This is a genomic window from Allobosea sp. (assembly GCF_035999205.1).
GTDB lineage: Bacteria > Pseudomonadota > Alphaproteobacteria > Rhizobiales > Beijerinckiaceae > Allobosea.
Genome location: NZ_DASYHA010000019.1, coordinates 367,141 through 381,586 on the forward strand (window position 1 = coordinate 367,141; position 14,446 = coordinate 381,586).

Annotated in this window: 14 protein-coding genes and 1 riboswitch; of the genes, 7 read left to right on the forward strand and 7 right to left on the reverse strand. The window is 67.9% G+C overall.

The features are described 5' to 3' along the window. Positions 1-2: 2 nt before the first annotated feature. The 7 genes from VGN82_RS09855 (at position 3) to VGN82_RS09885 (ending at position 6,749) form a co-directional block, all read left to right on the forward strand. A complete protein-coding gene (locus VGN82_RS09855) occupies positions 3-644 on the forward strand; it encodes a CDP-alcohol phosphatidyltransferase family protein (RefSeq protein WP_327526829.1) in 642 nt (213 codons plus the stop codon). A 71-nt stretch (positions 645-715) separates the two neighbouring features. Then, positions 716-841, forward strand: a riboswitch (TPP riboswitch). A gap of 103 nt (positions 842-944) precedes the next feature. Then, complete coding sequence (locus tag VGN82_RS09860; protein WP_327526830.1) at positions 945-2,021, forward strand: LuxE/PaaK family acyltransferase; 1,077 nt, start codon at positions 945-947, stop codon at positions 2,019-2,021. Between the two features lie 4 nt (positions 2,022-2,025). After that, positions 2,026-3,477, forward strand: a complete 1,452-nt coding sequence (locus VGN82_RS09865) for an acyl-CoA reductase (RefSeq protein ID WP_327526831.1) — start codon at positions 2,026-2,028, stop codon at positions 3,475-3,477. Beyond that, positions 3,467-4,231 carry an ABC transporter ATP-binding protein gene (locus VGN82_RS09870; protein WP_327526832.1) on the forward strand — a complete coding sequence of 255 codons (765 nt, stop codon included), beginning with the start codon at positions 3,467-3,469 and terminating at the stop codon, positions 4,229-4,231. The genes VGN82_RS09865 and VGN82_RS09870 overlap by 11 nt, the downstream gene beginning before the upstream one ends. Further along, the gene (locus VGN82_RS09875) at positions 4,228-4,977 is read left to right on the forward strand and encodes an ABC transporter permease (RefSeq protein ID WP_327526833.1); all 750 of its coding nucleotides are present in this window, start codon (positions 4,228-4,230) and stop codon (positions 4,975-4,977) included. Before VGN82_RS09870 ends, VGN82_RS09875 begins: the two co-directional genes overlap by 4 nt. Before the next feature lie 4 nt (positions 4,978-4,981). Continuing rightward, entirely contained in the window at positions 4,982-5,971 is a 990-nt protein-coding gene (locus tag VGN82_RS09880; RefSeq protein WP_327526834.1) for an ABC transporter substrate-binding protein, read from the forward strand. Positions 5,972-5,981: 10 nt separating this feature from the next. Then, the gene (locus VGN82_RS09885; protein WP_327526835.1) at positions 5,982-6,749 is read left to right on the forward strand and encodes an SDR family oxidoreductase; all 768 of its coding nucleotides are present in this window, start codon (positions 5,982-5,984) and stop codon (positions 6,747-6,749) included. 38 nt (positions 6,750-6,787) lie between these two features. On the opposite strand, the gene pgi is transcribed toward VGN82_RS09885, so the two are convergent. From pgi to rlmH, 7 genes are all read right to left on the reverse strand, one after another. Beyond that, on the reverse strand, positions 6,788-8,413 hold the full coding sequence (pgi, locus tag VGN82_RS09890) for a glucose-6-phosphate isomerase (protein WP_327526836.1): 1,626 nt from the start codon (positions 8,411-8,413) through the stop codon (positions 6,788-6,790). Positions 8,414-8,534: 121 nt separating this feature from the next. Further along, positions 8,535-9,293, reverse strand: coding sequence for a transporter substrate-binding domain-containing protein (locus tag VGN82_RS09895; protein ID WP_327526837.1), 759 nt, complete (start codon positions 9,291-9,293; stop codon positions 8,535-8,537). Between the two features lie 29 nt (positions 9,294-9,322). Further along, the gene (locus VGN82_RS09900; protein ID WP_327526838.1) at positions 9,323-9,847 is read right to left on the reverse strand and encodes an RNA pyrophosphohydrolase; all 525 of its coding nucleotides are present in this window, start codon (positions 9,845-9,847) and stop codon (positions 9,323-9,325) included. Then, positions 9,844-11,055, reverse strand: coding sequence for a divergent polysaccharide deacetylase family protein (locus VGN82_RS09905; RefSeq protein WP_327526839.1), 1,212 nt, complete (start codon positions 11,053-11,055; stop codon positions 9,844-9,846). The genes VGN82_RS09900 and VGN82_RS09905 overlap by 4 nt, the downstream gene beginning before the upstream one ends. 172 nt (positions 11,056-11,227) lie before the next feature. After that, positions 11,228-12,568, reverse strand: a complete 1,341-nt coding sequence (locus VGN82_RS09910; protein WP_327526840.1) for a S41 family peptidase — start codon at positions 12,566-12,568, stop codon at positions 11,228-11,230. Continuing rightward, positions 12,568-13,941: a murein hydrolase activator EnvC family protein gene (locus VGN82_RS09915; protein ID WP_327526841.1), complete on the reverse strand. Its 1,374-nt coding sequence runs from the start codon at positions 13,939-13,941 to the stop codon at positions 12,568-12,570. Before VGN82_RS09915 ends, VGN82_RS09910 begins: the two co-directional genes overlap by 1 nt. Beyond that, the gene (rlmH, locus tag VGN82_RS09920; RefSeq protein WP_327526842.1) at positions 13,938-14,417 is read right to left on the reverse strand and encodes a 23S rRNA (pseudouridine(1915)-N(3))-methyltransferase RlmH; all 480 of its coding nucleotides are present in this window, start codon (positions 14,415-14,417) and stop codon (positions 13,938-13,940) included. The genes VGN82_RS09915 and rlmH overlap by 4 nt, the downstream gene beginning before the upstream one ends. Positions 14,418-14,446 lie beyond the last annotated feature (29 nt).

Here is a 14,446-nt window from a genome sequence, read left to right on the forward strand (position 1 = left end):
CCGTGGCGCAGGACGACAATCGACGCCCGCTCGCGAGCCGCGACACCGGCTGGGCCCGCTCCATCGCGCGCTGGCTGAGCGCGGCCGCCGTGGCGCCGAACCAGATCTCGATTGCGAGCATGGGGATGGCGGGGGTTGCCGGCACCTGCTTCTGGCTTGCGGGGACAGCGGATCCCGGGGCGCGCATCGCCTTGCTTCTGGCGGCGGCGCTGTTCTGCCAGTTCAGGCTACTCTGCAACCTCTTCGACGGGATGGTGGCGATCGAAGGGGGCAAACAGGAGCCCGATGGGCCGTTCTGGAACGAGTTCCCGGACCGCATCGCCGATATCTTCATTTTCGTCGGTGCCGGCTACGGGGCTGGCGTACCGGCCCTGGGCTGGGCGGCTGCAGCTCTTGCCGTGCTGACTGCGTATACGCGTGAACTGGGGCGCGCCTGCGGGCTTCCGGCCGACTTCTCGGGCCCGATGGCCAAGCCACATCGCATGGCGACGATCACCGCTGCGGCCCTGCTGTCGCTGCTGGAGCCGCTTTGGCGTGGCCACAACGAGGTCCTGCTCATCGCGCTCTGGCTCATCGCCGCGGGATCCGCCGTGACCTCCGTGAGGCGAGCTGCGAACATCGTCCGCTCGCTGCGCGCGCGCTGAGCGCGACCGAGATCGCAGCAGCAGCCCGCGGCACATTCTTGACATCCCGATCGCTGCGCCGTCATGTTGCCGGCTGTTCCCAGGGGGGCCTCGCTAGGAGGCTGAGATTCCGCCGGTTCGGGCCAATCCGGACAACGCGGTGACCCTCCGAACCTGATCCGGCTCATACCGGCGTAGGGATGCGGGACATCGGGCGGCGCGCCGCCCCGTTTCCAATTTCACGCCACGGCCGGATTCACGGGCCCCGATCAAGGCATCCTGCCTTGCGTCTCGGGCCTTGTCGGGAAGGCGTGGCTTGACGTGACGGAAGCTGAGATCATCGCGGCATTGCTCGCCTTCATCGATCGGGGCGAGGCTGACGAGGCCGCCTTCGAGGAGATGGCGCTGGCCGTCTTCGCCTATCAGTTCGCGCACAACCAGCCCTATCGCCGCTTCGCGATCCAGCGCGGGCGCACGACGCTCACCGTCCGCAACTGGCGCGACATTCCCGCCGTGCCGATCACCGCCTTCAAGGATCTGACGCTGAGCTGCTGCGCGCCGGAGGCGGCCGAGCGCGTCTTCATGACCAGCGGCACGACGCAAGGGGTGAAGGGGCGCAGCTATCATCCGACTCTCGCCGTCTATGACCGCTCGATGCTGGTGAACTTCCGCCAGCGCTTCATGCAGGGCCTCGATCGGATCGAGATGGGCATCCTGTTCCCCGACGAGGAGGCGATGCCGAACTCGTCGCTGGCGCATTACCTCGCGCTGGCCAAGCGCGAATGCGGCACACCCGCGAGCGCGTATCTGATCGGTCCGGACGGGCTCGACCTGGACCGCACGATTGCGGCGCTGGAGCGGGCGCAGGTTTCGGGGGCGCCCTACGCCCTGCTCGGCGCGAGCTGGAGCTGCGTGCATCTGCTCGATGCGCTGGGAGCGGCCGGCAAGCGTTTCGTGCTGCCTGAGGGCAGCCGGATCCTCGATACCGGCGGCTTCAAAGGCCAGTCGCGCGAGATGGGGGCGGATGCGTTCTATGACGCGCTGTCCGAGACCTTCGGCGTGCCGCGCAGCCTCTGCATCAACATGTACGGCATGACCGAGCTCAGCACGCAGTTCTACGATGACGGCAATGCGATCTGCCCGCCGGTGAAGTCGGGGCCGCACTGGATCCGCAGCCGGGTGGTCGATCCGGTGAGCGGGCGCGATCTGCCGGAGGGAGCGACCGGCGTGCTGGTGCATCACGACCTCGCCCATTTCAACTGCGTCTCGGCGATCCTGACCGAGGATGCCGGCGTCATCGTCGCGGGCGGCTTCAAGCTCTTCGGCCGTGTCGACGGCGCCGATTCCAAGGGGTGCTCGCTCGCGGTCGAAGAATTCCTCAGGGCGGCGCGAGGCTGAGATCGTGATCGAACATGCCGGGCATCTGCCGGGGCTCTCGGCCGAAGAGGTCGCGTGGCGGACCCTGAGCTTCGCCGCCTGGGGCGAGACTGCCGAGGTTCGCGTGCCCGAGCTGACGGAAGCGCAGAGCGTCGCATTGGCGTCCCGCGTCCGGGAGAATGCGCGCGGCTATCTCAAGACTCTGCCGGTCACGCAGATCGTCGCGACCATCGACAAGGCGGTGGCGCGCCTGCTCGACCGCGATGGTCCGTGGCGCCGCAAGGCGGAAGCGGTGCTGCCGGTCGTGACCGGTTATGATCGGGAGACGGTCCGGCTCGGGCTTTCCGGCTATCTCCGAACCTTCCGGGCGCCGCAGCTTCAGCGCTTCCTTGCCGAGGATTTCGCCAATCCAGGCCTGCTCGACGCATTCCAGCCGGCAATGAAGGGTGGCTTCGCGCGGGCCTACGGACCCGAATTGCTGGTGCATATCTGGGCCGGGAACGTGCCCGGCTTGCCGCTCTGGAGTCTGATCTCGGGGCTGCTGGTGAAGGCGGGCAATGTCGGCAAGGTCGCGAGCGCCGAGCCGCTGCTGGCGGGCTGGTTCGCGCAGATCCTCTCCGAGATCGATCCGAGACTCGGGGAATGCATTGCAATCACCTGGTGGAAGGGTGGCGACGCGACGAGCGAACAGGTCTGGCTGAAGCAGGCGGACACGGTCATTGCCTATGGCGGCAATGCGGCTCTGGCGGCGATCCGGGAGCGCGTCCCGGTCTCGGTGCGCTTCCTGCCGCATGGCCACAAGATCGGCTTCGGCGTCGTCTCGGCACGGGCGCTCGACACGCGCAAGGCGCGGCCGCTGGCCCGTCAGTGCGCACATGACGTGATGCGCTACGAGCAGCAGGGCTGCTACTCCCCACAGATGGTCTTCGCCGAGCGCGGCGGCCAGGTCTCGCCGCGCGAATTCGCCGAGCAGGTCTCGCAGGAGCTGGCGAACTTCGCGCGGAAACATCCGCGCCGGGCGCTGTCGGTAGCGGAGGCGGCCGGGGTCGCGGCCTGGCGCAATGCCGAGGAGATGCGTGGCTTCGATGATGCGGGGCGCAGGATTCTGGGCGATGCGGCGGATGCGTGGAGCGTCGCTTATGCCGAGACGGCCGAGACGCTGGCGCCGAGCGGGTTGAACCGCACGCTCAAGGTCGTCGCCGTGGACTGCCTCGATGCGGTCGTGCCGCTGGTCGCGCCATTCCGGGCTTTCCTGCAGAGCGCTGCGGTTGCGGCCACGCCGGAAGAGCTGTTCCGGATCGCAGCGTTGCTCGGCGACGCGGGCGTGACCCGCATCTCGGCCCTCGGGCATATGACCGCGCCGGAAGCCGGCTGGCACAATGACGGTCGCTTCAACCTGCTCGACCTCGTGACGATCACCGAGATCGAGCAATCGGCCGAGCTCGCCGCCGAGGGGTTCGCTCCCTATGTCGATTGAGCCGGTACGGGATGCCTTCGTTGCGATCGAGGGGGCGAGCTACCGCTATGGTGCGGAGCCGGCCATCGTCGACCGCGTCGATTGGATCATCCCACGCGGTGCCTTCCATTGCCTCGTCGGCCGCAGCGGCAGCGGCAAGACCACGCTGCTGAAACTTGCCGCCGGGCTGCTGCTGCCCGACCAGGGCTCGGTGCGGATCGATGGCGCGACGCTCGGCGCGCCGGGGTCCCGCATCGGCTTCGTCTTCCAGCAGCCGACGCTGCTGGATTGGCTGAGCGTGCTCGACAATGTCCTACTGCCGCTGTCGCTGAAGCGTCGCCTTCGCCCGCTGGATCGCGAAAGAGCCCTGTCGCTGCTGGAGCTGGTGTCGCTCGATGGCTATGCGCAGCGCCATCCGAGCCAGCTTTCCGGCGGCCAGCAGAGCCGCGTCGCCGTCGCCCGGGCGCTGATCGCCCAGCCCGACGTGCTGCTGCTCGACGAGCCCTTCGCGGCGCTCGACGCGTTGACGCGCGAGGAGTTGCAGGACGATCTGCTGGCGCTGTGCGGGCTCAATGCGACGACCGTGCTCTTCGTCACCCACGACATCACCGAGGCGGTCTATCTCGCCGACCGCGTCGCGATCATGGCGGAGGGCCGGCTGCATCACGAGATGCGCATCGACCTGCCGCGCCCGCGCAGCCGGGAGATGCGCTACGATCGGCCCTTCAACGCCCTCTGCCGCGAATTGCGGCAGGCGATGGATGCGGCGCCATGACTGTCCGCCTCGCCTCGGCCCTGCTGCTGCTCGCCCTGCTGGCGGGCTGGGAGGCCTGGTGCCGGCTCGGCGGCGTGCCGGCGCTGATCGTGCCTGCGCCATCCTCGGTCTTCGTGACGCTGTGGAGCGAGATCGCGACGGGGCGGCTTGCCCCGCATCTCAGGATCACCGCGACGGAGATGACGCTCGGTCTCGCGCTTGGCTGCGTGGTCGGGCTCGGGGTCGGCATCCTGCTGGCGGAAGCTGCGTTCCTGCGGCGCCTGCTGCACCCTTACATCGTCGCGAGCCAGGTGGTGCCGAAGCTCGCTCTCGGGCCGCTCTTCATCATCTGGTTCGGTTTCGGCATGGCGCCGACCGTGGTGATCACGGCACTGATCTGTTTCTTCCCGCTGATGGAGAACACGTTGACAGGGTTGTCGCAGGTCGATCCGGCCCGCCGCGAGCTCTTCCGCATGCTGGGCGCCAGCCGACTCCAGACATTGCTGCGCCTGAAATTGCCGAGTGCGCTCCCGGTGATCCTTGCCGGATTTCGCGTCGCGGTGGTGCTGGCGCTGGTCGGGGCCGTCGTCGGCGAGTTTATCGGCGGCCGTGCGGGCCTCGGTGCCTCGATCATCGCCGCCCAGAGCGTGATGGATTCGAGCCTGATGTTTGCGCTCTTCATCGTGATCACGCTGCTCGGGATGGCCTTCTACCAGGCGGCGCTCCTGGCCGAGCGGCTGCTGCTGCGCCACCATCTGAAAGGATAGTTCGATGTTCCACGGTTCACGCCGCCGATTGCTGCTGCTCTGCTCCGCGCTGATCGGCGCATCCAGCCTTGGCGCAGCCCATGCCCAGCCCCTCGACAAGGTCACCGTCGCGGGCTGGAGCCAACCGATCAGTGAGATCACCAACCTCCTGGCCGAGCCGGACAAGGGCTTCTTCAAGGCGAAAGGGATCGATCTCGGCTATGTGCCAGGGACTGGTGGCGGCTCGGCGATCCAGAACATGCTGGCAGGGCAGGCCGACATCGCCTTCACCGATCCCGCCGCGCTCTATCTCGCGCTCGACAAGGGCGAGAAGCTGGTCGCGATCTACAACATCTATCCGCAGAACGTCTTCAACGTGGTCGCGCCGAAGGCCAAGGGCATCAAGGGGCCGGCCGATCTGAAGGGCAAGCGCATCGGCGTCTACTCGCTGTCGAGCGGTACGCGGCAAAACCTGCAGGTGCTGCTGCACCAGGTCGGGCTGACCGAGCAGGACGCGACCATCGAAGTCACCGGCCTGCTCAACTTCGCGCCGCTGATCCAGGGGCAGGTCGATGCTACGGCGGCGACCGATACCGGGCTCCTGGTCGCCAAGGCGAAGGGATTGGCCGATTTCGACGTGATCGAGGTGAAGGATCATCTCAACCTGCCGAGCGACATCTTCGTCGTGACGCAGGCGACCTACGAGGCGAAGAAGTCGCTGCTGAAGCGCTTCCTCGAAGCCTATCGCGACAGTGCCGCCTGGATGATCGCCAAGCCAGAGGAAGCGGCAAAGATTGCGGTTACGCGTGCCATCAATGGCCGCGACGAGGCGCTGAACCTCGAGATCATCAAGCTGCGGAATATCTCGACGGTATCGCCGACGACCAACGCGAAGGGCCTCGGCCATTTCGATCCGGAGCTGATGCAGAAGGGCGCAGACACCTTCCACAAGCTCGGACTGATCGGAAAGCCGATCGAGATCGGGCAGGTGGTGAAGTCCGATCTGATCCCGTGAGCGTGGCATCATGAAGTTCCGCGACAGGACGATCCTGGTCACCGGCGCGAGCCGGGGCATCGGTGCGGCGATCGCCAAGGCCTTCGCCGCCGAGGGCGGGTCGGTGATCGTGAACTACCGCAGCAGCGAGGCTGCGGCGCAGGCGGTCGTCGAGGCGTGCCAGGCGGCCGGAGGACAGGCGCTCGCAATCGCAGCCGACGTCACCATCCCCGGCGAGGTCGAGGCGATGCTGGCACGCGTCTCCGAGGAGGCCGGCCGGCTCGACGCGGTCGTCAACAATGCCTTCGCGCCCTACGTCTTCGATCCCGACAACCGGGCACGCTTCTGGGAGACGCCCTGGTCGGCCTATCAGGCGCAGGTCGATGGTGCGCTGAAGGCGACCTACAATGTCTGCCAGGCCGCGTTGCCCCTGATGCGGCGACGTGGCCGGGGCTCGATCGTCAACATCGCGACCGATCTCGTGGCGCGGCCGAGCATCGCCTATCACGACTACACAACGGCGAAGGCTGCGCTGGTCGGCTTCAGCCGCAATCTCGCGACTGAGCTCGGGCCGCTCGGTATCCGGGTGAACTGCGTCGCCCCCGGCCTCGTCTGGCCGACCGATGCGAGCGCGAAGACCCGCGAGGCGGTCAAGGAGATGTTGATCGCGCAGACTCCGCTCGGGCGGATCGCCGCAGTCGAGGACGTCACCGGTCCGGTGCTCTTTCTCGCTTCCGACTGGAGCGGCTTCGTCACCGGCCAGACACTGCATGTCGATGGCGGGCTGGTGATGAGCTAGCCGCTGCCGCTGCCTGCATCGACGAAGCCCGTTCCGGATCAGGCGCTGGCCGTGAGATAGCGCGCCAGGCCAGCGGTCGATGAATCATGGGCGTCCGCAGGCGTCTTGCCCTCGATCACCGGGAGCAGGGCCGTCGCCAGCTCCTTGCCGAGCTCCACGCCCCATTGGTCGAAAGCGTTGATGCCCCAGATCGCGGCCTCGACGAAGACGCGGTGCTCGTAGAGCGCGATCAGGCGGCCGAACGTGAACGGGTCGAGCTTGCGATAGGCGATCGTCAGCGAGGGGCGGTTGCCGGGGAAGACCTTGTGCGGAGCGAGCGCGGCGATGGCCGCAGGCGCGACGCCCTGCTTCGCGAGCAGCTCGCGCGCTTCGTCGAGGGTGCGGCCCTTCATCAGGGCCTCGCTCTGCGCCAGGCAATTGGCGAGCAACAGGCGGTGATGCTGGGCCAGCTCCGGCTCATGCCCCTCGGCCGCAACCATGAACTCGCAGGGCACGGTGTCGGTGCCCTGATGCAGGAGCTGGTAGAAGGCGTGCTGGCCATTGGTGCCGGGCTCGCCCCAGACCAGCGGGCCGGTCGCGCGGGTAACGGGTGAGCCGTCCTTGCGGACGCGCTTGCCGTTCGATTCCATGTCGAGCTGTTGCAGATAGGCGGGCAGGCGCAGCAGGCGCTGGTCGTAGGGTAGGATGGCGCGGGCAGGATAGCCGCAGACATCGCGGTGCCAGATACCGATCAGACCGAGCAGAACCGGCAGGTTGCGCTCGAGCGGGGCCGTGCGGAAATGCTCGTCTAGCGCATGGGCGCCGGCGAGGAAGGCGCGGAAGTTCTCGGCACCGATTGCGATCATCACCGGCAAGCCGATGGCGGACCAGACCGAATACCGCCCGCCGACCCAGTCCCAGAAGCCGAAGATGCGGTCGGGCGCGATGCCGAAGGCGCCGACCTTGTCCAGCGCGGTCGAGACCGCGGCGAAATGGGCGCCGACGGCCTTCTCCCCGAGCGCGCCGGCGATCCAGCGCCGGGCAGTCGCGGCATTGGTCATGGTCTCGATGGTGGTGAAGGTCTTGGAGGCCACGATTACCAGCGTGCGTGCCGGATCGAGCTTGGCCAGCGTGTCGGCGATATGGGCGCCGTCGACATTCGAGACGTAATGCAGGCGCGGCCCGTCGTGATAGGGCGCCAGCGCCAGCGTCGCCATGACCGGGCCGAGATCCGAGCCGCCGATGCCGATATTGACGACGTCGGTAAAGGGCTTGCCGTCGGAAGAGGCGATCGAGCCGCTGCGTACGCCTTCGGCGAAGGTGGCGAGCCGGTCCAGCGTGGCATGGACCTCCGGCATCACATCGACGCCCTCGACCATCACGCGGCTGCCCGCCGGGGCGCGCAGGGCGGTGTGCAGGACGGCGCGTTTCTCGGTCGTGTTGATCGCCTCGCCCGCGAACATGGCATCGCGCTTGCCGGCGACATCGGCGGCCTGGGCGAGCTTCAGCAGCAGCGCCATCGTGTCGGACGTGACGGCAGTCTTGGAATAGTCGAGCAGCAGGTCGTCGAGCCGGGCCGAGAAGCTGGAGAAGCGTGCGCTGTCCTGCGCGAAGAGCGTGCGCAGATCGCGCTCGCTTGTCGCTTCGCGGTGATCGGCAAGCTGCGTCCAAATCTCGTCCTGCACGCTGAAACTCCTATCTGTTTCACTGGTCCGGCATGGCAGCCGCCACGGCAACCCGCGAAGCGGAAAGCCGGTTCCGGAAGGGCCGGAGGGTGGGCCGCGAGGCGGCGGGAATCAACCCTGCTCAGCTCTGGGCGACGCTCAGATCATGGACGCCATGCTTGCGGATCAGTTCGGCGACGAAGCCCGAGGCCCTGGCGCGTTCGACGAAGCGCGTCAGCCAGGCGATAGCGGCCTCGCTGCCATCATGGCTGCGGGGGACGCCGATCGCCTGTTGTACCGCCATGAAGCGCCCATCGAGGATGTGTGCGCCCGGAAGTTCCGTCAGATCCGAGTTCAGCCTGGCGCGCAGGCCGGCAAGAGCTTCGAGGTTGCGGTCGCGGAAATCGGCTAGCGTCTCGTCCATCGTCGCCGTCCGGACGAGCTCGGCCTCACGGATGTTGCGGTCGAGCCAGAGGCCGTAGGCGGTCTTTCCGGTGACCGCGATCCGCACGCCTGGCGCGTCGACCGCCGCGATGCTGGTCAGGCGGGAGCCTGCCGGTACGAGATAAGTCGCCTCGATCTCGGCATAGGCGGGCGTGAAGGCGATCGACTCGGCGCGCTGCGGTTCGGCGCCGATCAGGCCGATGTCCCATTCGTCCCGCGCCGCCGCATCGGCGAGCAAGGCCGGGGAGGCGTAGGGCACATAGCGCAAGGCGACGCCGAGATGGTCGGCGATGGCGCGGGCCATGTCGGGCGAGACGCCGGCCGGGCCGCCATCTTCGGTCCGGGCCGATACCAGCAGGAAGTTGGAGAGGTTGATGCCGGCGCGCAGAATTCCGCCGGGAGCGAGGCGTTCGCGCAGGGCCGGGGAGACCGGCCCGAGATCGCTGTCGAACTGCATGTCGGCTTCCTTCGTGGCGAACCGCGTCGTCAGACGGCCGCGAAGGGCGCAAACAGCGTCGCGACCTCGCGATAGACACCCTGTTTGAACGGGATGATCAGCGCCGGCGTCCTGTCGAGCCGCTCCCAGCGCCAGGCGTCGAACTCGGCCTTGTGGCCTCCGGCCGGCGTCTCGATGTCGATCTCGCTCTCGGGGCCGGTCAGGCGGAAGGCGAACCATTTCTGCGCCTGGCCGCGCCAGCGGCCCTTCCAGGCCTCCTTGCCGATCTCGGTGGGCAGATCATAGCTCAGCCACCCGGGGGCCTCGGCCAGCAGGGAGACGGAGGTGACGTTGGTCTCCTCCTGCAGTTCGCGCGTGGCGGCCTGCAGCGGCGTTTCGCCCTTGTCGATGCCGCCTTGCGGCATCTGCCATTCATGGCCTTCCGCGACATGCTCGCGCAGGGATTTGTTGGCCCGCCGCCCGACGAAGACGAGGCCCTGGGGGTTGAACAGGGCCAGCCCCACGCAGGGACGATAGCCTTCCGGCGGCGCATTCGTCATCGGAGCTTTCGTCATCTCAGGGATCCGGTCGTCTTCGGGCCGCGAAGGCTGGGCGCCGCGCTGACCGGCACGATCACCAGGCCCTTGCCTTCGAGCGATTGGGCCCAGCGCGCGATGCGCTCGATCGAGACCGGCAGGGCACTGGCACTGGCGACGGCGACGCCCTGTTCGCGCGCCATGGCCTCGATGCCAGCCAGTTCCTTGTCGATCGCATCGGGGCGGGCGACCGTATCGACGACGCGATCGACCTTCATCGCCGGGATCTGCGCGCGGGCGGCGGAGGAGGCGAGCAGGCTGCGCGGGAACGAACCGTCATCGACGACCATCAGTCCGCGCCCGGCGAGCTCGCGCAGGATCGGGGATAGGGCGGTGTCATCCGACGTCAGTCGCCCGCCGAGGAAATTGACGATGCCGACATAGCCGGTGAAGCGGCCGAGCACCCAGTGCAGCCGGTCGATGTTGTCGGTCGATTTCGGGCCGGTCAGCAGGGTGTGCGGGCCCGGATCGTTGTCAGGATAGTCGAACGGCTCCATCGGAACCTGGAGGAAGACCTCGTGGCCCTCGCTGCGGGCGCGCTGGACGGTGCGCTCCAGCTCCGCGCCATAGGGAGCGAAGGCGAGCGAGACGGCGCCGGGCAATTTGCTGATCGCGTCGGCCGTGCCGTTCTGGCTGATGCCGAGGCCGCCGACCAGAATGGCGATATGACCGGCGACCTTGCCGGCCGGCGGCGGGCCGAGCGGGCGGGCATAGACCTGAGCCGGGGTCGCGCCATCGGGGCCGAGCTTGGGCAAGAGGCCGTGACGGGTGCGCTCGACCAGGCGCTTGTCGGGGGCCGCCGCGAGCTTCACTGCCGTCGGGTTGTCGGGGATGGTGATGACGATGGCGCCGGGCGCGTCGGAGCCCGGCCGCACGACGGTGACACCGGATTCGCTTTCGAGCTGGCGGGCACTGGACTGCGCGCGCGCAACCGGCGTCGCTTCCGGCTGCGACGCGGCCGGAGCGGTCTGGGCGGGGGCGGGGCGCGTCTCGATCAGGGCGGTGGCCATCGGTTCGCCGCCATCGGGATCGCGGCGGATGGCGACGATCAGCGCGATCGATGCCCAGATCAGGCCGATTGCGCCGACGCAGGCGAACGAAATCCAGCGTCCCCATGGCTTGCCCGGGGGCGTGGCGCGGTCCTGGCCGAGCGGCCGGTTGAGCTCATTGAGCGGCGTTCCGGCCAAGCGAAGCCGTCCTCAAGCATGCGAAGCGGACCCGAATCAGTGACCCGCAATGCGAGAGTCTGTCAGATTCGGATCGAATCAGACAGCCTCCCGCGCGCCCTGTCGCCCTTTCCCGCCGAGAACTCGGCATACCGTGACGGCGAAGCTGTCTCGCCGTACGTTCGGCTCGGGCTCAGTTCGGCTTGGGGGCCTCTGTCGACGGCGCAGGAGCCGGAGCGGCAGCGTCTTTCTTGACGCCGCGGATCTGGTTCAGCGCCGCGATCAGCTGGGTGTCCTTGGTCGGGTCGTTCGGGACATAGGACGCCGAGCCGGACTGCTCGTCCTTGCCGTCGCCGGCCTTCAGATGGCCCTTCAGCGCCGCTTCGCCCTTGTTCTCGGCGAGCTTGTCCTTGAGCTCCGGCGGAATGTCCTGGACGACCTCGATGTCCGGGGTGATGCCCTTGGCCTGGATCGAGTTGCCCGACGGCGTGTAGTAGCGCGCGGTGGTCAGGCGCAGGCCGCCATTGCCGGCGAGCGGGATCACGGTCTGGACCGAGCCCTTGCCGAAGGAGCGCGTGCCCATGACGGTCGCGCGCTTGTGGTCCTGCAGGGCGCCGGCGACGATTTCGGCCGCCGAGGCGGACGAACCGTTGATCAGCACGACGACAGGCTTGCCCTTGGTCAGGTCACCCGTCTTGGCATTGAAGACCTGAGTCTCCTCGGCGTTGCGGCCGCGCGTCGAGACGATCTTGCCGCGCTCGAGGAAGGCGTCGGAGACCAGCACGGACTGGTCGAGGCGCCCGCCGCGGTTGTTGCGGAGGTCGATGACGTAGCCCTTGATCTTGTCGGCGCCGATATCGGCGTTGACCTTGTCGATCGCCTTGCGCAGGCCCTCATAGGTCTGCTCGCTGAAGGTGCCGATGCGGATATAGCCGACATCGCCCTCGACACGCTCCTCGACGGCCGGAACCACGATGGTCGTGCGCGTCAGCGTGAATTCGAGCGGCTCGGGCTTGCCCGGTCGATCGACCTTGAGCTTGACCTGGGTGTTGATGATGCCGCGCATCTTCTCGACCGCCTGGGTCAGGGACAGGCCCTTCACTTCCTGGCCGTCGATCTGGGTGATAATGTCGTTGGCAAGAATGCCTGCCTTGAAGGCGGGCGTGTCGCGGATCGGCTTGGCGACCTTGAGGATGCCGTCATCCATCGTGACCTCGATGCCGAGCCCGCCGAACTGGCCGCGCATGTCGGTGTCCATGTCGCGGAAGGACTTGGCGTCGAGATAGGACGAGTGCGGGTCGAGTGACGAGACCATGCCGTTGATCGCGGCTTCGATCAGCTTCTGCTCGTCGGGCTTCTCGACATAGTCGGTGCGGATCTTCTCGAAGATGTCACCGAACAGGTTCAGGCTGCGGTAGACCTCGGCCGAGGCTGCGACCGCGCTGGTCGACGTCAGCAGGCGCGTCTGCGTGACCAGTCCGGTCAGGCCCGCGCCGAGGACGGCTCCGGCGAAAACGAGAGAAACCTTGCGCATCATCCGCGAACCTTTTCGCCAAGCGGTTTCGTCCACCACGGCGCCGGGTCGACCGAAACACCGTCTTTTCTGAACTCAATGTAGAGAACCGGCTGCCCGGCTCCCGAACCTACGATCGTCGCAGCAGCTTCCGACGTTTCGCCCATGACCGCAACCGGCTCCCCCGCGAGGACGAACTGGTTCAGCGCGACGTCGATCCGCTGCATGCCGGCTAGCAACATATAGTACCCCCCGCCCGCATTCAGGATCAAGAGTTGCCCGAATGACCGGAACGGCCCTGCATAAACCACCCAAGCGTCCGAAGGCGCCGAAACTAGGGCGCCGGGGCGTGTCTCCAGCGAAATTCCGCGCGTTGTGCCGCCGGCACCGTCGGAATCGCCAAAACCACGCAATTGTGATCCTGCCGCGGGAAGGGGAAGCAAGCCCCGTGCCTCGGCGAAGGCGATCTTGGGGCTGAGCCGGGCGGGGTCCTTGAACGCCAGAGCCGCCATGCGCTGGCGCTGTTCCTTCGTCTCGTTCTCGAGCGCCTGGCGCGCCTGCTCGGCGGCACGGTTCGCGACCGAGATCTCCTTCTCCATGCGCTCGACGAAATCGCGCAGGCTGCGGGCCTGGGCGGCGAGTTCGCTGTCCTGCCCGCGCTGGGTCTCGGCGTCCTTGGTCGCGCTGGCCTCGCGGGCGCGTCTGGCCTCGACCAGCGAGGCGAGGCGCTGGCGCTCGCCCGCGAGCTGTTCCATCTCGGCGGAGATCGCCTTGCGTTCATTGGCGATGCCCTCGCGCAACCGGACGAGTTCGGCGAGATCGGTGCCGAGGACTTCGATTTCCTGACGCAGGTCGGGCACGACGGCGCCGAGCAACATCGAGGCTCGTACCGCCTCCAGAATGTCCTCCGGGCGCACCAGCACGGCCGGTGGCGGGCGCCGGCCGATGCGCTGCAGGGCGGCCAGCACCTCGGCGATCAGCCCGCGCCGGCCTTCCAGCGAGCGGCGGATCGCCGTCTCGCTCGACTGCAGCAGCGCAAGCCTCTGTTCGAGCGTGCTGACGCGCTGCTCGGCGCCCTGGGCCCGGGCGGTGGTATCGAGCAGGGCCTTGTTGAGCGCGGCGCGGTCGGCGCGGATGGCGGCGATCTCGGCCTCGAGCTTGGCGCGTGCCTCGGCATTGCCGGCGAGCCGCTGCTCGAGCGCCTTGAGTTCGGCTTCGCGCGCCTGCTTTTCCACGAGTTTCTGCATCGCCTCGCGGGCGAGCGCGTCCGGGTCAGGAGTCTGGGGCTGGGCAGATGCCGGGGCGCAGGACAGCGACAAGGCGACCAGCAGGGCGCTACGGCGCCAGGCCGTGCCGGCTCGCGACCTGCGAATCAGATGCCGGAAAGGGCTCATGCGCGATGATAAGGGTGTCCGGCCAGGATCGTCATCGTCCGGTAGAGCTGTTCGAGGACGAGCACCCGCACCAGCTGATGCGGGATCGTCAGCGCGCCGAAGGCGAGCGTCAGGCCGGCAGCGGCACGGATCTCTTCGGCGAGGCCATCGGCACCGCCGATGACGAGGCTGGCGGAAGCCGTCCCCGCATCCCTGGCGGCTGCGATGCGGGCGGCGAAGGCGTCGCTGTTCTGGCTCTTGCCGCGCTCGTCGAGCGCAATCACCAGCCCGGGAGACAGTCTTGCCGTGATGGCGGCGGCTTCGTCGCGCTTGCGCTCGTCGGGCCTTCGGCCGCGGCTTTCGGGGATCTCGATGATCTCGGGCCCGGCCAGGCCGAGGCCGCGCCCCAGCGTGGCCGCACGCTCGCGGTAGCGCTCGCAGAGCTCGCGTTCCGGACCGTCCTTGAGGCGGCCGACGGCGATCAGGGCAAGGCGCATGCTACCTGCTTCAATCAGTCTGGCTGCTT